The organism is Pseudarthrobacter sp. TE9888, from assembly GCF_056279345.1.
On sequence record NZ_JBWBRD010000002.1, the window covers coordinates 2,414,162 to 2,430,939 of the forward strand.

Consider the following 16,778-nt stretch of genomic DNA (forward strand, 5'->3'; position numbering starts at 1 on the left):
ACAATTCCTCCCTTAAATTTACAGGATTGGAGGGCCTGTCATGGACGTGACAGAGGTCCGGCGGCACCGTGTTGCGGAGCGAGAAATCGGCGTGGGCGGTACCGGGGGATAGGTTGGTTGTGGAACTTCAACGCCCGCTGCAGCTGCGCCGGGCCCGGAACCCTGGAGACCCCCATGAGCACCCACTGTCCTGCCCAACTGCACAAGCTGATGGTGGCCGCGTGACGGCACCGCTGCGCGTCTGCCTGCCCGCCCAGAACCTGCTGGACGCACTCACGCCCATTGACGGCGTCGAGTTTGTCCTGTGGGACCTCACCGGACCCGCACCGGAGGGCCGGCTGGACCTTCTGGTGCCGCCGTATATGGGCAAACCGACCGCGCTCGCAGCCCTGGAGGGTGTCGACGTCGGCCTGGTGCAGAGCCAGTCCATCGGGTACGACGGCGTCTCCGCAGTTCTGCCGTCAGGCGTCCCCTTCGCGAACGCGGCCGGAGTCCATGAGACGTCGACGGCGGAGCTCGCCGTGGGCATGATGGTGGCCTCCCAGCGCGGCATCCCGGACTTTGTCCGCAACCAGGAGACCGGAACGTGGGACAACAGCCCGCGGCCCAGCCTGGCCGACCGGCGGGTGCTGCTGGTGGGCTACGGGGGAGTGGGCAAGGCCATCGAGGCCCGGCTCCTGCCGTTTGAAACCGAAGTCACCCGGATGGCCAGCCGCGCCCGCGAGGACGAGCGCGGGACCATCCACGGAATCGACTCGCTCTATGAGCAGTTGCCGCTGCACGAGATCGTGGTGGTCAGTGTTCCGCTGGGTGAGCAGACCCAGCAGCTGGTGGACGCCAAGTTCCTGGCAGCCATGCCCGACGGAGCCCTGCTGGTCAATGTGGCCCGCGGACCCGTGGCGGACACCAACGCCCTGCTCGCCGAGGCGTCAAGCGGCCGTCTCCGTGCGGCCCTGGACGTGACCGACCCGGAGCCGCTGCCCGCGGACCACCCGCTGTGGACCACGCCGGGGGTGCTCATCACCCCGCACGTCGGCGGCGCCAGCTCGGCCATGTTCCCCCGGATGGTCCGGCTGCTCCGGAAGCAGATCGGGCTCTTGCTGGAGGGCAAGGACCCGGTCAACGTTGTCCTTCCTTAGCCCCAGCCCTTAACCCGCGTCGGCCCCGCCCCTATGCTGGGGCCATGTCCACTTTCGAAGTCCGCCGCAGCGCCGTCATACCCGCTTCCGCAGAAGAGATCTTTCCGCTGGTCGACAACTTTCATGAGTGGACCGCATGGTCCCCATGGGAGACGATCGATCCCGGCATGAGCCGACGCTACTTCGGCAGCCCGTCCGGCACAGGGGCGGGCTACGAATGGAGCGGTAACCGGAAAGCCGGCAGCGGCACCATGGAAATCGTGGAGTCCGTGCCGTCCAGCCTCATCCGGATCCGGCTCCAGTTCACCAAGCCCTTCAAAGCGCTGAACCCCACGTCGTTTACGTTCATGCCGGCTCCGGGCGGCACCGAGGTGACGTGGTCCATGACCGGGGAGAACAAGGGCCTAGGCCGCGTGTTCGCGCTTTTCATGGACATGGACAAGATGGTGGGCGCCGACTACGAGCGTGGGCTCGCCGCGCTCGCCTCCACTGTCCTGGCCAGGAAGAGCTGAGCACGGGGTGGGCGCCGTGGATGATGCGCTGGCCGCGCTGGATGAACCGGACCGCACCTGCCTGCAGCATGTGGTGGAGCTCGCCCGGTCCATCGCCCCGGACACCACGGAGGGCATGAGCTACGGCATGCCTGCCCTGAAGCTTGACGGCAAACCGCTGTTCGCCGCCGTCCAGGCAGCCAAACACCTCTCGATCTTCCCCTTCTCCGGCGCGGTCGTCGCGGCAGTCGCGGACCGGCTGGAAGGGTACTCGCTGTCCAAGGGGACCATCCGCTTCACCGCGGGCCACCCCGTGCCGGACGACGTCGTGCAGGACATTGTCCGGCTGCGCATGGCGGAGATCCGGGGATAGCACAACGGACGACGACGGCACGCACCACCTGCTGTCACGCCACCGGAACGGACGGCCACCTGGCTATCAGGGCCCTGCCGTCCCGCAGGACTTATGGTCCTTCCGGATGCACTCCAGGGGTGCCTAATTTAATGCCATGGCTGACACTCTTGCGTTGCTTGCGGACTCGTTCAAGAACATGGGCGTTGCCCGCGCATACGGCGCCCCCGTAAACCTCAACGGGGAGGAGATGGTGCCCGTGGCGCTGGTGTCCTTCGGCTTCGGCGGCGGCACGGAATCCGGGGACGGCGCCTCCGGCGGGGGAGGCGGCGGCGTCGTGGTGCCGCTCGGTGTCTACCGCACGGTCAACGGCAGGACCGTCTTCCGCCCTAATGCCATCGCCGCCCGGGTTTGCCTGGTGCCTTTGGTGACGGCAACGGGGGCTGCAGTCCGCAAGGCTGTCAGGGCGGCCCGCAAATAATTCCAGAGGCAAGGTACCCCTTAAAAATCCCCTATTTCCCCGCGGGAATTTCAGTTCCATAATGGCCTCGTAGACTTCGGGGACCCCGCGGCGCTGGCTGCTGCCACCGCTCCGTTGGGGTCTCGGTTGGCCGCCCCGGCATTCGGCGGGAAGGACGGCCACGAGGGCCCGGTGGGGGACGGCCGGACCATTTTCGGGGGAGAGCGACGCCATCACAACAGCAAGGGAAGTTGTTTGTCATGCTCAAAGATATGGAAGTCATGGCTGTGCTGCCTGCGAAGGATATCGACCGGGCCAAGGAATTTTATCGGGACAAGCTGGGGTTTGAACCAGAGCGGACTATGGCCGATGGCGGCCTTGTCTACCGGTGCGGGAAGGGGACCTCGTTCCTGATCTACCAGACGGACAACGCGGGTTCGGCTAAGAACACGCAAATCGGCTGGGCCACTGATGACGTCCAGCGCGACGTGGACGAACTCCGTGCCCGCGGCGTCGTTTTCGAAGACTACGACATGCCCGGACTCAAGACCGAGAACGGCATCGCATCGATGGAGGGCTACGGCCAGGCGGCCTGGTTCCTGGACAGCGAGGGCAACATCCTCAACATCTCCTCGATTCCTTCCTGACGGCCAGGGCCCGCAGACGCAGGCTCCGCAATAGAAAGTACGACGCCGGCACGTGCCGCCCGAAGCACCCGCACCCGGGTGCGTGGCAGCGGCGGGCCGGCGCCGCCGTCGTCAGCGCTACGGATCGTCAGCGGTACGGAAGGAAAGGATGGCAATGGGCGCGGAACAGGTGCCGGAGACGCGGGGCGTCTCGGTGCAGTTGCTGGCCACGGTTGACCTTGCCGGGGAGATCGAGGGCATGGAGGGCCGGCAGCTGCGGACGAGGATGGTGACCATCGATCCCGGCGGTGTTTTCGGCCCGCTCCATGACCACGTAGGCCGGCCCGGCACGGTCTACATCCTGCAGGGAACCATCACAGACCACCGGGACGGCGTGGCCACTGACTACGGACCGGGCGTGGGTTGGCCGGAGGACCGGAACACGCTGCATTGGCTGGAAAACCGCGGAACGGTCCCGGCCGTGGAAATCTCCGTGGACATCGTGGCCGCCCCGCCACAGTGAAGCTCAGACTGCGGGCTCACGCCAGCCGAGGGCCATCCTGACCGCGCCGCGCAGGGTGAGCCGGTTCCGCCTGGTGACGGCGACGACGGCGGCGACGCCGGCGAGCAGGACCACAATGCCGCCCACCGCCACGGACCAGCGCGCGCCGAACTCGCTGCCGATCCAGCCCACCAGCGGCGACCCTATTGCTGTTCCGCCTTGGAGTATAGCCAGGTAGAGGGCCAGTACGCGGCCCCGGAACTGTGGCTCCACGGAGAGCTGGATGCTGGTGTTGCAGCTGTTAAGGAAAGTGATGGACGCCAGGCCCACGGGAATCAGGATTGCCGCGTAGACCCAGAACGTCGGGGCGATGCTGCCCAGTATGGTGAAGACCCCCAGTCCCAGTGCCCCGCCCAGCAGGAACCGCAGCCGCGGCCCCGAGCGTCGCGCCGCGAGGAGGGCGCCGGCCAGCGTCCCCACGGCCATGATGGAGCCGAGAAGCCCGAATTCACTGGGCCCCATGCTGAACTCGGTGGTGGCCATCAGCGAGTTGATCACCGGGAAGTTCATTCCGAACGCACCCAGGATGCCCACCAGGACCATGATCAGCATCAGGTCAGGCCGGCGCCGCACGTAACGGATGCCCTCGGCCACCTGGTGCTTGTTCCGCTCGCCCCTGGCCATCGGGGCAGGCTGGGTGGTGCGGATTCGGAACAGCGAGACCAGGACGGCGGCGAAGCTTGCGGCGTTGAGCAGGAACACCGGCCCGGTACCCACCCAGGCGATGAGCACGCCGGCGATGGCAGGGCCGGTGAGCCGTGCGGTGTTGAAGCTCGCGGAGTTCAGTGCCACCGCATTGGAAATGTTCTCCTGGCCTACCAGCTCCGAGACGAAGGCCTGGCGCGCCGGCGCGTCCACCGCGCTGGCCACGCCCAAGCAGAAGGCAGCCACGTAGGCGTGCCAGAGTTGCGCGGTGCCGGTGACCACCAGCAGGCCGATGGCCAGTCCGGTGAAGCCCATGGCCAGCTGCGTCCACATGAGGATGATGCGCTTGCGGTATCGGTCCGCCAGGACCCCGCCGTAGGGGCCGAAGAGCAGCATCGGCAGGAACTGCAGGCCCGTGGTGAGTCCGACGGCTGCACCCGAATGGTCGGTGAGGACGGTCAGGACCAGCCAGTCCTGGGCCACGCGCTGCATCCAGGTGCCAATGTTGGAGACGATCGCGCCGCTGGCCCAAATGCGGTAATTGGGGTTTTCGAGGGCCCGGAACATCGCACTCATTTGCCGCTCATTTCCTGCATGATGCGGGCCGCACGGCTGAGGATCAGCCGGTCTTCCTCGCTGAGTCCGGCCACGCGCTGCGCCAGCCAGGCCGTCCGCTGGCTCCGGGCTTCCGCCAACACTGTCCTTCCGGCGTCGGTGATGTCCACGCGGACCTGCCGGCCGTCGTCGGGATCGGCGCTCCTGGTGACGAACGCCTGGTCCGCAAGGGCGTTGACGATCCTGGTCATGGACGGTGCCTGGACATGCTCACTCCTGGCCAGATCCCGCAGGGTGCTGGGGCCGCTGCCGTTCAGCAGGGCCAGGACGGTGTACTGGCCCGGGGTGATGGCGTCGCCGGTGGCCTCAACGCGGAGCCGGCGCGAGGTGCGCATCACGGCGGTGCGGAGATCGATGGCGAGAGTGTCGGGGGTCGTGGGGTCTGCGGTTGCCTGGTGCGTCGTCTGGGTGGGGGTCATGTAAAGGTAAGCGCCTCCTGCTGGCGTTTGTTAGCACTGCTAATTAGTTCTGCTAACTATTATGCCCGCATTGGTTGCTGCAGGCAATGGATCGAGGTGTGGTTTTGCTGACAGCTCCGGCACAATGGGAGCCGTGATTGGGCGCAGAACAGACGGAAACCCTAAACCCCCGCTGTCGTGGAAGGGGAGATTGAACCTGGCGGTGACGGTGCTGGTGCTCTTCCTGGGGCCCATTATGATCGGCGTGGGCAGCTTTATGATCAACGCCGACGAGGAGCTCGCCCGTTCAGGTGTCCAGGCGACCGGAACGATCGTCCACTTCGACGATGTCACCAAGGCGTCCGAACGCAGGATGCAGGTGGAATTCCCTGCCGCGGACGGAGCGGTCCACCGGACCTTCGCCGCCGTGGACCACGATCAGTATCCCGAGGTCGGCAGCAGCGTTACCGTCGTTTATGCGGAAAATGATCCTGGGCGGGCCATTGTGCCCGGCTATGAGAGCGACGGCGTCTGGCTGCGCGGCGCCGGGGTTGTCCTCACGGTCATCTTCGGCGTTCTGGGCCTCCTGTTCGTCATTCTGGTGGGCAGTGCTGTTCTGCGGGCCAAGTCGCGGCGGCGCCGAACGCAGCAGGTGGTCTAGCCGGGGCGGTGCTATCACACCGGAGCGCTGGCCTGTCCGCTCCAGCATGACGGGCGTAGGCTGTGCGCACCATGACTGAACAGCAGCCCTTTAAGTTGGTCCGGCGCTATCCTCACTTCGAGCTGCGCCGGTATCCCGATTATGTGGTCGCCGAGGTAAAGGTGACGGCCGATTTTGACCGCGCAGGCAATGCCGCCTTCCGGTACCTCTTCAACTACATCAGCGGCAACAACACTGCCCGGCAGAAACTGGCGATGACCGCCCCCGTGATCCAGGAAGCGGGAGGCCAGAAGCTCGCCATGACCGCACCGGTACTCCAGAGCGGACTGCTGCCTGGGTCCGGGGAACAGGCGGAATTCGCAGTGGCCTTTGTCCTGCCGGCCGGCGTGAGTGCCGACACCGCTCCCGTGCCCACCGATCCCAGGGTCACAGTGCGGGCGGTGCCCGGTTCCCTCGCCGCGGTGCTGGGCTTCTCGGGCAGCGGTTCGGCATCGGCCTTTGAGCGGCGCAACAACGGGCTGCAGGCTGCGCTCACCCTGGCCGGCCTGTCGCCTGTGGGAGCGCCGAGGTTCGCCCGCTTTGATCCACCCTTCAAACCCTGGTTCCTGCGGCACAACGAGGTGGTCCAGGATGTGCTGGAGCTCCCTCCGGGTGATGCGGCGCCCGCGTCCGGGTAGCGGCTTTCCCGCTGCGGACACCCGTTCGCGTCGGGCCAGCCCTTCCTACGCCTTGTGTGCGTCCCGGACGTGGGCCTGGGTCTGGCCCTGCATGACCCAGCGGTTGCCGTCGGGGTCGCTGAAGTAGGCGAACAGGACACCGCCCAGGTCCTGGATCTCGCTGATATCCGCGCCGCGGTCCACCAGCTCGCTACGGACCCCGGCGATGTCCGGGACAACCAGCTGCAGGCCCTCGAGGCTGCCTGGGGTCATGGAGGTCATTCCGGTGCCGATGACCACCGACGCGGCAGAGCCAGGGGGCGTCAGCTGGACGACGCGCATGCCCGGAATATGTTCCACATCGTGGTCAAGGACGAATCCCAGCTTGTCCGTGTAAAACGCTTTTGATCTGTCGACGTCGGAAACCGGGACCTGTACAACCTCAAGGCGCATTTGCATGGAGGCCACTCTAGCCTTGGGCACGACGCCAGGGAACGGCATTTGCAGATCGATTTACTACTTTCGAGTGCCCTGCATTTATTAAGCCGGTCAGGCGTATTGCGACGGGCTTTCCTCAAGGTTCCCTCAAGACTGCCTGAATGTTGGCTGAGGATCGCTAAAGGTCGCGTAAACGGCTCTGCAGGGCAAATAAGCTCGGCGGTGACGAGTTTATCGGGCTATGCAGCAGGCCCGGGATTGCGGGGGCATCCTTCTCTGGCCCCCTGTATGTGGGGAAATGAATGTCCGACTACGACACCCTTTTGGGGTTTGTTCCTTCCGCGCCGGCGCCGAAGCCGCCACGGAAACCGCGCTTTTCCACTTTCGTTGTGGCCGTAATTACCGGGCTTTTCATGCTGTTGGGAGCGCTGAGCGGCGGCATTGGGGGAGCACTTATTATCCTGGGCATTTCAACTGCCCTTACAGGTCTCTACGTTCTTCTCACCGGACGGCGCTCCTGGGCCTGGCTGCCCGCGAAACGCAAGGCCGGCGCCGTCGCAATCGCCGCCGCTCTGGCGCTGTTCATCGGTGGCGCTGTCGCGCTGCCGCGCGTTGCCGGCGCGGACCTGGAGGCAGCCTCCTCGGAAAGCACTGCCAAAGCGACGACGGCGAAAGCGAGCCCGACGGCGACAGCCGAGGCATCGCCGTCGGCCACCCCAACTGCCACGACGACGGACACCGGGGAGCCGCTGGACCCGGAGAATCCAAGCGTTCTTGCCGCCGGTGCGACCGCGGCTGCGCCCAATGCGCAGCCGGCGTACGCAAGCAAGGCGCTGGACGTACTGGCAACCCTGCCGATCAAGGGCCGGGCGCCGAAGACGGGGTATGACCGCGCACAGTTCGGCCAGGCGTGGGCAGACGTGGACCGGAACGGGTGCGATACGCGCAACGACATCCTCAAACGCGACCTCACCGGCGTTTCGTACACGAACAGTGTGCCGTGCAAGGTGCAGTCGGGATCCCTGGCCGACCCCTACACGGGCAAGACCATCAGCTTTGTCAGGGGTTCGGCCACCAGCAGTGCCGTCCAGATCGACCACGTGGTGGCCTTGAGCGACGCCTGGCAGAAGGGCGCGCAGCAGCTGACCGCCGAGCAGCGGACGGCGTTCGCCAACGATCCGCTGAACCTGCAGGCCACGGACGGGCCCACCAACCAGCAAAAGGGCGACGGCGATGCGGCCACCTGGTTGCCGCCGAACAAGGGCTTCCGCTGTGACTACGTTGCCCGGCAGGTTTCCTTGAAGGCGACATACGGGCTGTGGGTCACCCAGGCGGAACACGATGCAATTGCCCGGATCCTGGGCGACTGCGCCGGGCAGCTGGCACCGACCAACCAGCAGGCGCCGGCTCCCGTGGCGGTTGCCCCGGCACCGGCCGCCGTTGCGCCGGCACCTGCGCCGGCTCCGGCAGCACCCGCACCGGCACCTGCTGCCGTCGCCCCTGCTCCTGCTGCACCGGCGCCCGTGGCACCTGCGCCTGCCGCTCCGGCACCTGCTGCTGCCTACTACGCCAACTGCGCGGCGGCGAGGGCTGCAGGAGCCGCGCCGCTTTACGCCGGGCAAGCCGGTTACCGGCCCGCACTGGACCGTGATTCCGACGGCGTCGCCTGCGAGTAGCCGCCGGGTCTTTCCTCGGGCCTCGGCCCAACTGCATCACCACCACATCGCATTCCTAGGGGGAATCATGAACAACAACCTGTACGCCGACCACCCGGGCACCGGACGGCTGAAAAAATCGTTGGCGCTGGCCGTCCTGGCCGGCCTGTTGTTGACCGGCTGCGGCGGCAAACAGGCATCCGTCGAACCGGCATCCGCCGCCACGTCCACCGCCACCGCCACCGCCACCGCTGAGGCGTCTGTCTCCGTTCCAGGTGTGGTGGGCCTGACCCTGGACAAGGCCACGGAGAAGCTCAAAGGTCTCGGCTTCAAGGTTGAGGCCAAGGACATCGTGGACGGCAAGAGCATCATGATGGAGAAGAACTGGCAGGTGATGACGCAGGATCCTGCCGGCGGCGCCACAGCGGCCAAGGGTTCCACCGTTCGCCTCGGCGTGAAGTCGCTCGACAAAATTGCTGCGGAGAAGGCGGCTGCCGAGAAGGCCGCGGCTGACAAGGCTGCCGCCGAACAGGCTGCAGCCGCGAAGGCAGCTGCTGAAAAAGCCGCGGCTGACAAGGCCGCCGCCGACCAGGCTGCTGCAGCAAAAGCTGCAGCAGACCAGGCCGCGCGGGACGCAGCTGCCAAGGCCGCCGCCGAGCAGCAAGCAGCGCAGCAGGCAGCCAAGGCTCCGGCCCCGGCTCCAGCCCAGGCACCTGCCACTGCCTACTACGCCAACTGCACCGCAGCGAAGAATGCTGGCGCCGCCCCGCTGTACAGAGGTCAGCCCGGATACAGTTCCTCTCTTGACCGTGATGGCGACGGTGTTGCCTGCGAGCGTTAGCCGGCGCGGGCAGGACTAAGGCGAGCTGTGGACGCTTCCCGTTTGCGGAGGCGTCCACAGCTCGTTCGGTTAGTGGGTACGGCGACAGTCATGGCCGCGGCGGCGCAGTGTGCGGCAGCACACACAGCGGAATTACGGCGCCGACAGGCTGCCTGGGTGCCCGGAACGCCGGTTTTGCCCCGGAATTCCGCGGGTTCCCCACCTCCTTCCACCCGATTTGCGGTGGGGGTTGTGTGCGGGTATTGTTTTCTGAGTCGCCGCCGCTGAAGCGGAAAAATAGCGACCAACCCCCTTTTGAACGGCCTGGAAAATGGTTCGCCTTTTGTGCGTGCTGTTGGTGGGTGGGGGCTGATCCTGGAGGTTTTGAGACACGGAAACGTGGTTTGCAAAGCCGGGCGGGATCGGGTAGGTTTGAAAAGTTGCTCCGGAGCGATCCTGAACGTGAGTGTTTGGGTGGTGCCGGGTGTGTCTGTTGTTTGAGAACTCAATAGTGTGCCAAGTTTGTTGATACCGATTATGTATGTAATTGGTTGATTGTGCCGAATCGTGCCGCCCCTGTGGTGTGGTTTGGTGTTTTTAGCTGGTTTCAAATTTTGTGCAGCCTTTGTCGCCGTTATTTCCGGTGGTTTTGGTTGTGTCTGTTTTACTTCAACGGAGAGTTTGATCCTGGCTCAGGATGAACGCTGGCGGCGTGCTTAACACATGCAAGTCGAACGATGATGCCCACTTGTGGGTGGATTAGTGGCGAACGGGTGAGTAACACGTGAGTAACCTGCCCTTGACTCTGGGATAAGCCTGGGAAACTGGGTCTAATACCGGATATGACCTTCCATCGCATGGTGGTTGGTGGAAAGCTTTTGTGGTTTTGGATGGACTCGCGGCCTATCAGCTTGTTGGTGGGGTAATGGCCTACCAAGGCGACGACGGGTAGCCGGCCTGAGAGGGTGACCGGCCACACTGGGACTGAGACACGGCCCAGACTCCTACGGGAGGCAGCAGTGGGGAATATTGCACAATGGGCGCAAGCCTGATGCAGCGACGCCGCGTGAGGGATGACGGCCTTCGGGTTGTAAACCTCTTTCAGTAGGGAAGAAGCCGCAAGGTGACGGTACCTGCAGAAGAAGCGCCGGCTAACTACGTGCCAGCAGCCGCGGTAATACGTAGGGCGCAAGCGTTATCCGGAATTATTGGGCGTAAAGAGCTCGTAGGCGGTTTGTCGCGTCTGCCGTGAAAGTCCGGGGCTCAACTCCGGATCTGCGGTGGGTACGGGCAGACTAGAGTGATGTAGGGGAGACTGGAATTCCTGGTGTAGCGGTGAAATGCGCAGATATCAGGAGGAACACCGATGGCGAAGGCAGGTCTCTGGGCATTAACTGACGCTGAGGAGCGAAAGCATGGGGAGCGAACAGGATTAGATACCCTGGTAGTCCATGCCGTAAACGTTGGGCACTAGGTGTGGGGGACATTCCACGTTTTCCGCGCCGTAGCTAACGCATTAAGTGCCCCGCCTGGGGAGTACGGCCGCAAGGCTAAAACTCAAAGGAATTGACGGGGGCCCGCACAAGCGGCGGAGCATGCGGATTAATTCGATGCAACGCGAAGAACCTTACCAAGGCTTGACATGAACCGGAAAGATCTGGAAACAGGTCCCCCCCTTGTGGTCGGTTTACAGGTGGTGCATGGTTGTCGTCAGCTCGTGTCGTGAGATGTTGGGTTAAGTCCCGCAACGAGCGCAACCCTCGTTCTATGTTGCCAGCACGTGATGGTGGGGACTCATAGGAGACTGCCGGGGTCAACTCGGAGGAAGGTGGGGACGACGTCAAATCATCATGCCCCTTATGTCTTGGGCTTCACGCATGCTACAATGGCCGGTACAAAGGGTTGCGATACTGTGAGGTGGAGCTAATCCCAAAAAGCCGGTCTCAGTTCGGATTGGGGTCTGCAACTCGACCCCATGAAGTCGGAGTCGCTAGTAATCGCAGATCAGCAACGCTGCGGTGAATACGTTCCCGGGCCTTGTACACACCGCCCGTCAAGTCACGAAAGTTGGTAACACCCGAAGCCGGTGGCCTAACCCCTTGTGGGAGGGAGCTGTCGAAGGTGGGACTGGCGATTGGGACTAAGTCGTAACAAGGTAGCCGTACCGGAAGGTGCGGCTGGATCACCTCCTTTCTAAGGAGCACCTACAACAACCCCGCCAAGCCGCATGGTTTGTGTGGTGGTGTTGTCAGGAAGCAAGCCCGTTGCGCAGGCGATTGTCCTGCGGCGGGTGCTCATGGGTGGAATATCAACAAATAGGTGCCTGGTGGCACGGACCATTGATCAGTACGGATTCCTTCGGGGGTTCAGGAACGTTGTGTGGTCTGGTGTTCCGGGTAGTGTTTGGCACACTGTTGGGTCCTGAGGCAACAGGGCCGGGGTTTAGGTCCCGGGTTTGTTTGTTTCTGGTTTCCCTGTCATGACGGTCTGCGCGCGTTTTGTGTGTGGGGTGTGTGGTGTGGGGTTGTTGTTTGAGAACTACATAGTGGACGCGAGCATCTTGTATAAGAAGCAATTTCCAAGAATATGAACCTGGATCTGGTTCGTGTGCCTTTTGGGTGTGCGGGGCAGTTTCTGTGGTTCTCTCGAGTGTTTTTTGTTTTTGATCTTTGTGGTCAAGTTTTTAAGAGCACACGGTGGATGCCTTGGCATTAGGAGCCGAAGAAGGACGTAGGAATCTGCGATAAGCCTGGGGGAGTCGATAACCGGACTGTGATCCCAGGGTGTCCGAATGGGGAAACCCCGCCAAGCGCGCGAGTGACTTGGTGACCCGTACCTGAACACATAGGGTGCGTGGGGGGAACGCGGGGAAGTGAAACATCTCAGTACCCGCAGGAAGAGAAAACAATAGTGATTCCGTTAGTAGTGGCGAGCGAACGCGGATCAGGCTAAACCGTTCCATGTGTGATAGCCGGCGGGCGTTGCATGGTCGGGGTTGTGGGACTTTCCATACCAGTTCTGCCGGGCTGGTGGGGTGTGATGTGCGCGCATAGGTGAACGGTTTTGAAAGGCCGGCCAGAGAGGGTGTTAGTCCCGTAACCGTAATGTGTTTGTACCGCCTGTGAGAGTATCCCAAGTAGTACGGGGCCCGAGAAATCCCGTGCGAATCTGTCAGGACCACCTGATAAGCCTAAATACTCCCTAATGACCGATAGCGGACCAGTACCGTGAGGGAAAGGTGAAAAGTACCCCGGGAGGGGAGTGAAACAGTACCTGAAACCGTGTGCTTACAATCCGTCGGAGCCAGTCTGATTCTGGTGACGGCGTGCCTTTTGAAGAATGAGCCTGCGAGTTAGTGTTACGTCGCGAGGTTAACCCGTGTGGGGCAGCCGTAGCGAAAGCGAGTCTGAATAGGGCGTGTGAGTGGCGTGATCTAGACCCGAAGCGAAGTGATCTACCCATGGCCAGGTTGAAGCGACGGTAAGACGTCGTGGAGGACCGAACCCACTTCAGTTGAAAATGGAGGGGATGAGCTGTGGGTAGGGGTGAAAGGCCAATCAAACTTCGTGATAGCTGGTTCTCCCCGAAATGCATTTAGGTGCAGCGTTGCGTGTTTCTTGCTGGAGGTAGAGCTACTGGATGGCTAATGGGCCCTACAAGGTTACTGACGTCAGCCAAACTCCGAATGCCGGTAAGTGAGAGCGCAGCAGTGAGACTGTGGGGGATAAGCTTCATAGTCGAGAGGGAAACAGCCCAGACCACCAACTAAGGCCCCTAAGCGTGTGCTAAGTGGGAAAGGATGTGGAGTTGCCCAGACAACCAGGAGGTTGGCTTAGAAGCAGCCACCCTTAAAAGAGTGCGTAATAGCTCACTGGTCAAGTGATTCCGCGCCGACAATGTAGCGGGGCTCAAGTACACCGCCGAAGTTGTGGCATTCACATATGTTCCTAGCCTTCGTGGTTCAGGAGTGTGGATGGGTAGGGGAGCGTCGTGTGGGCAGTGAAGCTGCGGTGTAAACCAGTGGTGGAGCCTACACGAGTGAGAATGCAGGCATGAGTAGCGAAAGACGGGTGAGAAACCCGTCCGCCGAATGATCAAGGGTTCCAGGGTCAAGCTAATCTGCCCTGGGTAAGTCGGGACCTAAGGCGAGGCCGACAGGCGTAGTCGATGGACAACGGGTTGATATTCCCGTACCGGCGAAAAACCGTCCATGTTGAACAGGGGATACTAACCGCCCGAGACCTGCCCGACACCCCTTGTGGGTGAAGGGTTTTGGTGGAGCGCGGGACCTGATCCTGGGAGGCAAGCGTATTAACAGGTGTGACGCAGGAAGGTAGCCGAGCCGGGCGATGGTTGTCCCGGTCTAAGGATGTAGGGCGAGTGGTAGGCAAATCCGCCACTCATGGTGCCTGAGATCTGATGGGACCCCCGTTTGGGGGGATTTGGTGATCCTATGCTGCCGAGAAAAGCATCGACGCGAGGTTTTAGCCGCCCGTACCCCAAACCGACACAGGTGATCAGGTAGAGAATACTAAGGCGATCGAGAGAATTATGGTTAAGGAACTCGGCAAAATGCCCCCGTAACTTCGGGAGAAGGGGGGCCCCAACCTTGAACGGACTACGCGTCCGGGAGGGGATCGGGGCCGCAGAGACCAGGGGGAAGCGACTGTTTACTAAAAACACAGGTCCGTGCGAAGTCGCAAGACGATGTATACGGACTGACTCCTGCCCGGTGCTGGAAGGTTAAGAGGACCGGTTAGCCTCACGGCGAAGCTGAGAATTTAAGCCCCAGTAAACGGCGGTGGTAACTATAACCATCCTAAGGTAGCGAAATTCCTTGTCGGGTAAGTTCCGACCTGCACGAATGGAGTAACGACTTCCCCGCTGTCTCAACCATAAACTCGGCGAAATTGCAGTACGAGTAAAGATGCTCGTTACGCGCAGCAGGACGGAAAGACCCCGAGACCTTTACTATAGTTTGGTATTGGTGTTCGGAGTGGCTTGTGTAGGATAGGTGGGAGACGTTGAAGCCCGGACGCCAGTTCGGGTGGAGTCATCGTTGAAATACCACTCTGGTCACTTTGGACATCTAACTTCGGCCCGTAATCCGGGTCAGGGACAGTGCCTGATGGGTAGTTTAACTGGGGCGGTTGCCTCCTAAAAAGTAACGGAGGCGCCCAAAGGTTCCCTCAGCCTGGTTGGCAATCAGGTGTCGAGTGTAAGTGCACAAGGGAGCTTGACTGTGAGAGAGACATCTCGAGCAGGGACGAAAGTCGGGACTAGTGATCCGGCGGTACATTGTGGAATGGCCGTCGCTCAACGGATAAAAGGTACCTCGGGGATAACAGGCTGATCTTGCCCAAGAGTCCATATCGACGGCATGGTTTGGCACCTCGATGTCGGCTCGTCGCATCCTGGGGCTGGAGTAGGTCCCAAGGGTTGGGCTGTTCGCCCATTAAAGCGGTACGCGAGCTGGGTTTAGAACGTCGTGAGACAGTTCGGTCCCTATCCGCTGCGCGCGCAGGAAATTTGAGAAGGGCTGTCCTTAGTACGAGAGGACCGGGACGGACGAACCTCTGGTGTGTCAGTTGTACTGCCAAGTGCACCGCTGATTAGCTACGTTCGGATGGGATAACCGCTGAAAGCATCTAAGCGGGAAGCTCGCTTCAAGATGAGATTTCCATACACATTTATGTGTGAGAGGCCCCCAGCCAGACCACTGGGTTGATAGGCCGGATGTGGAAGCGAGGACTAACGACTCGTGAAGCTGACCGGTACTAATAGGCCAACAACTTACACCACACAGAAAAACATTCTGCTTGCGTCCACTATGTGGTTCCCAACCAACAACCCCGTCAACACACGGGGCACGGCAGGAACCAACAACTAAATACAACACCACCCCCTGCCCACAGGCAGGGACGTTGTAACCACAAGATTTCCCAACCCTGCGGGGTTCGGGTACAAGGGTTACGGCGGTCATAGCGTGGGGGAAACGCCCGGTCCCATTCCGAACCCGGAAGCTAAGACCCACAGCGCCGATGGTACTGCACCCGGGAGGGTGTGGGAGAGTAGGTCACCGCCGGAACATCATTACAGAAGGGCCCTGACAAGGAACGTCAGGGCCCTTCGACATTTAACCCCTCCCCACGCCGCAGCGAGCGGAACCCCGTCCCAGGGAAACCCTCAGGCCAGTGCCCCAACGCGCCATCACATCCTGCCCGGATTCCTCGGACCCGCCATCACTTCCCGCCCACTACCCGACAGCATGTGATGCTGTTCGGGGAGAAGGGGCAGGATGTGATACCGCGTTGGGGGAAAAGGGGCAGGATGTGATACCGCGTTGGGGGAAAAGGGGCAGGATGTGATACCGCGTTGGGGGAAAAGGGGCAGGACATGATGCCGCGTCGCGGAGAGTTTCGTAACGACGATGACGGATTGTTGAACAATCCGTCTTTTTAGGGCATTCTTGAAGGACACCCATCCGAGACGGAGATCACAATGCCCAGCATCGACCTGAACAGCGACGTCGGCGAGTCCTTTGGGAACTGGTCGTTCGGCGATGACGCCGCCATTTTCGAAAGTGTATCCAGCGCCAACGTCGCCTGCGGCTTCCACGCGGGCGATCCCGTCGGCATCATGGCCACCTGCCAGGCTGCTGTGAAGGCCGGCGTCACCGTTGGCGCCCACCCCGGTTACCGCGATCTGGCGGGATTCGGCCGCCGCTTCGTGGACATGACCCCGGAAGAGCTGACTGCTGACGTCGTCTACCAGATTGGCGCGGTCCAGGCAGTAGCCCTCGCAGCAGGAACCGCCGTCCGCTACGTCAAGCCCCACGGCGCCCTCTACAACACCATCGTGAACCACCCCAAGCAGGCCGGCGCCGTGGTCGCAGCGATCCTCGCCGTGGACCCCACGCTGCCCCTGATGGTGCTCCCGAACTCCGAGATCCAGCGCCAGGCCGAAGCTGCCGGACTGCGGACCGTGGCCGAGGCCTTCGCCGACCGGGCCTACAATCCGGACGGCACCCTGGTCTCCCGCCGTGAACCAGGCGCCGTGCTGCACGAGGTGGCGGACGTCGTCGAGCACGTCCTGCGCCTGGCAACCGACGGCGTGGTCCGTGCCATCGACGGATCCCTCGTCCCCGTCAAGGCCGACAGCATCTGCCTGCACGGTGACACTCCCGGGTCCGTGGCCATAGCCGCTGCCGTCCGCGCCGCACTGGTGGACGCCGGCATCCAGATCCAGAGCTTCGCTTAG

At 62.4% G+C, this 16,778-nt stretch carries 14 protein-coding genes and 3 rRNA genes; 14 read left to right on the forward strand and 3 right to left on the reverse strand.

Annotated elements, in window-relative coordinates; all coding sequences use genetic code 11:
* Positions 1–221: 221 nt before the first annotated feature.
* From ACZ9J7_RS11850 to ACZ9J7_RS11875, 6 genes are all read left to right on the forward strand, one after another.
* Positions 222–1,139: a 2-hydroxyacid dehydrogenase gene (locus tag ACZ9J7_RS11850; protein WP_476209589.1), complete on the forward strand. Its 918-nt coding sequence runs from the start codon at positions 222–224 to the stop codon at positions 1,137–1,139.
* Between the two features lie 44 nt (positions 1,140–1,183).
* Positions 1,184–1,651, forward strand: coding sequence for an SRPBCC family protein (locus ACZ9J7_RS11855; protein WP_476209591.1), 468 nt, complete (start codon positions 1,184–1,186; stop codon positions 1,649–1,651).
* Between the two features lie 7 nt (positions 1,652–1,658).
* Positions 1,659–2,003 carry an iron chaperone gene (locus ACZ9J7_RS11860; protein ID WP_476209592.1) on the forward strand — a complete coding sequence of 115 codons (345 nt, stop codon included), beginning with the start codon at positions 1,659–1,661 and terminating at the stop codon, positions 2,001–2,003.
* Between the two features lie 136 nt (positions 2,004–2,139).
* On the forward strand, positions 2,140–2,463 hold the full coding sequence (locus ACZ9J7_RS11865) for a hypothetical protein (protein ID WP_476209594.1): 324 nt from the start codon (positions 2,140–2,142) through the stop codon (positions 2,461–2,463).
* Between the two features lie 239 nt (positions 2,464–2,702).
* Complete coding sequence (locus ACZ9J7_RS11870; protein WP_387566872.1) at positions 2,703–3,089, forward strand: VOC family protein; 387 nt, start codon at positions 2,703–2,705, stop codon at positions 3,087–3,089.
* A gap of 154 nt (positions 3,090–3,243) precedes the next feature.
* A complete protein-coding gene (locus tag ACZ9J7_RS11875; RefSeq protein WP_476209596.1) occupies positions 3,244–3,591 on the forward strand; it encodes a cupin domain-containing protein in 348 nt (115 codons plus the stop codon).
* 3 nt (positions 3,592–3,594) lie between these two features.
* Here the strand turns inward: ACZ9J7_RS11875 and ACZ9J7_RS11880 are convergent, their stop codons facing one another.
* Both ACZ9J7_RS11880 and ACZ9J7_RS11885 read right to left on the reverse strand, forming a co-directional pair.
* The gene (locus tag ACZ9J7_RS11880) at positions 3,595–4,851 is read right to left on the reverse strand and encodes an MFS transporter (RefSeq protein WP_476209598.1); all 1,257 of its coding nucleotides are present in this window, start codon (positions 4,849–4,851) and stop codon (positions 3,595–3,597) included.
* A complete protein-coding gene (locus ACZ9J7_RS11885) occupies positions 4,848–5,309 on the reverse strand; it encodes a MarR family winged helix-turn-helix transcriptional regulator (RefSeq protein WP_476209600.1) in 462 nt (153 codons plus the stop codon). The genes ACZ9J7_RS11880 and ACZ9J7_RS11885 overlap by 4 nt, the downstream gene beginning before the upstream one ends.
* 190 nt (positions 5,310–5,499) lie before the next feature.
* On the opposite strand from ACZ9J7_RS11885, the gene ACZ9J7_RS11890 reads away from it, so the two are divergent.
* Together ACZ9J7_RS11890 and ACZ9J7_RS11895 are read left to right on the forward strand one after the other, a co-directional pair.
* Positions 5,500–5,949 carry a DUF3592 domain-containing protein gene (locus ACZ9J7_RS11890; RefSeq protein ID WP_476209602.1) on the forward strand — a complete coding sequence of 150 codons (450 nt, stop codon included), beginning with the start codon at positions 5,500–5,502 and terminating at the stop codon, positions 5,947–5,949.
* A 71-nt stretch (positions 5,950–6,020) separates the two neighbouring features.
* On the forward strand, positions 6,021–6,626 hold the full coding sequence (locus tag ACZ9J7_RS11895) for an SOUL family heme-binding protein (protein ID WP_476209604.1): 606 nt from the start codon (positions 6,021–6,023) through the stop codon (positions 6,624–6,626).
* A gap of 45 nt (positions 6,627–6,671) precedes the next feature.
* Here the strand turns inward: ACZ9J7_RS11895 and ACZ9J7_RS11900 are convergent, their stop codons facing one another.
* On the reverse strand, positions 6,672–7,064 hold the full coding sequence (locus ACZ9J7_RS11900) for a VOC family protein (RefSeq protein WP_476209606.1): 393 nt from the start codon (positions 7,062–7,064) through the stop codon (positions 6,672–6,674).
* Positions 7,065–7,345: 281 nt separating this feature from the next.
* Between ACZ9J7_RS11900 and ACZ9J7_RS11905 the strand changes: the two genes are divergently transcribed.
* The 6 genes from ACZ9J7_RS11905 (at position 7,346) to ACZ9J7_RS11930 (ending at position 16,778) form a co-directional block, all read left to right on the forward strand.
* Positions 7,346–8,719, forward strand: a complete 1,374-nt coding sequence (locus ACZ9J7_RS11905) for a GmrSD restriction endonuclease domain-containing protein (protein WP_476209608.1) — start codon at positions 7,346–7,348, stop codon at positions 8,717–8,719.
* Between the two features lie 67 nt (positions 8,720–8,786).
* Complete coding sequence (locus ACZ9J7_RS11910) at positions 8,787–9,539, forward strand: excalibur calcium-binding domain-containing protein (RefSeq protein WP_476209610.1); 753 nt, start codon at positions 8,787–8,789, stop codon at positions 9,537–9,539.
* Positions 9,540–10,187: 648 nt separating this feature from the next.
* Positions 10,188–11,711 (forward strand): 16S ribosomal RNA (locus ACZ9J7_RS11915).
* 480 nt (positions 11,712–12,191) lie between these two features.
* Positions 12,192–15,320, forward strand: a 23S ribosomal RNA gene (locus ACZ9J7_RS11920).
* 169 nt (positions 15,321–15,489) lie between these two features.
* Positions 15,490–15,606: ribosomal RNA gene (gene rrf, locus ACZ9J7_RS11925) — 5S ribosomal RNA — on the forward strand.
* Together the 16S, 23S and 5S rRNA genes form the textbook arrangement of a ribosomal RNA operon.
* Before the next feature lie 413 nt (positions 15,607–16,019).
* The gene (locus tag ACZ9J7_RS11930; protein WP_476209612.1) at positions 16,020–16,778 is read left to right on the forward strand and encodes a LamB/YcsF family protein; all 759 of its coding nucleotides are present in this window, start codon (positions 16,020–16,022) and stop codon (positions 16,776–16,778) included.

Excerpts from the sequence above, each read along its gene's own strand:
- ACZ9J7_RS11855 (WP_476209591.1), top strand. The coding sequence starts at position 1,184 with ATGTCCACTTTCGAAGTCCGCCGCAGCGCCGTCATACCCGCTTCCGCA.
- ACZ9J7_RS11930 (WP_476209612.1), top strand. The coding sequence starts at position 16,020 with ATGCCCAGCATCGACCTGAACAGCGACGTCGGCGAGTCCTTTGGGAAC.
- ACZ9J7_RS11910 (WP_476209610.1), top strand. The coding sequence starts at position 8,787 with ATGAACAACAACCTGTACGCCGACCACCCGGGCACCGGACGGCTGAAA.
- ACZ9J7_RS11895 (WP_476209604.1), top strand. The coding sequence starts at position 6,021 with ATGACTGAACAGCAGCCCTTTAAGTTGGTCCGGCGCTATCCTCACTTC.
- ACZ9J7_RS11885 (WP_476209600.1), bottom strand. The coding sequence starts at position 5,309 with ATGACCCCCACCCAGACGACGCACCAGGCAACCGCAGACCCCACGACC.
- ACZ9J7_RS11880 (WP_476209598.1), bottom strand. The coding sequence starts at position 4,851 with ATGAGTGCGATGTTCCGGGCCCTCGAAAACCCCAATTACCGCATTTGG.
- ACZ9J7_RS11905 (WP_476209608.1), top strand. The coding sequence starts at position 7,346 with ATGTCCGACTACGACACCCTTTTGGGGTTTGTTCCTTCCGCGCCGGCG.
- ACZ9J7_RS11865 (WP_476209594.1), top strand. The coding sequence starts at position 2,140 with ATGGCTGACACTCTTGCGTTGCTTGCGGACTCGTTCAAGAACATGGGC.
- ACZ9J7_RS11900 (WP_476209606.1), bottom strand. The coding sequence starts at position 7,064 with ATGCAAATGCGCCTTGAGGTTGTACAGGTCCCGGTTTCCGACGTCGAC.
- ACZ9J7_RS11870 (WP_387566872.1), top strand. The coding sequence starts at position 2,703 with ATGCTCAAAGATATGGAAGTCATGGCTGTGCTGCCTGCGAAGGATATC.
- ACZ9J7_RS11875 (WP_476209596.1), top strand. The coding sequence starts at position 3,244 with ATGGGCGCGGAACAGGTGCCGGAGACGCGGGGCGTCTCGGTGCAGTTG.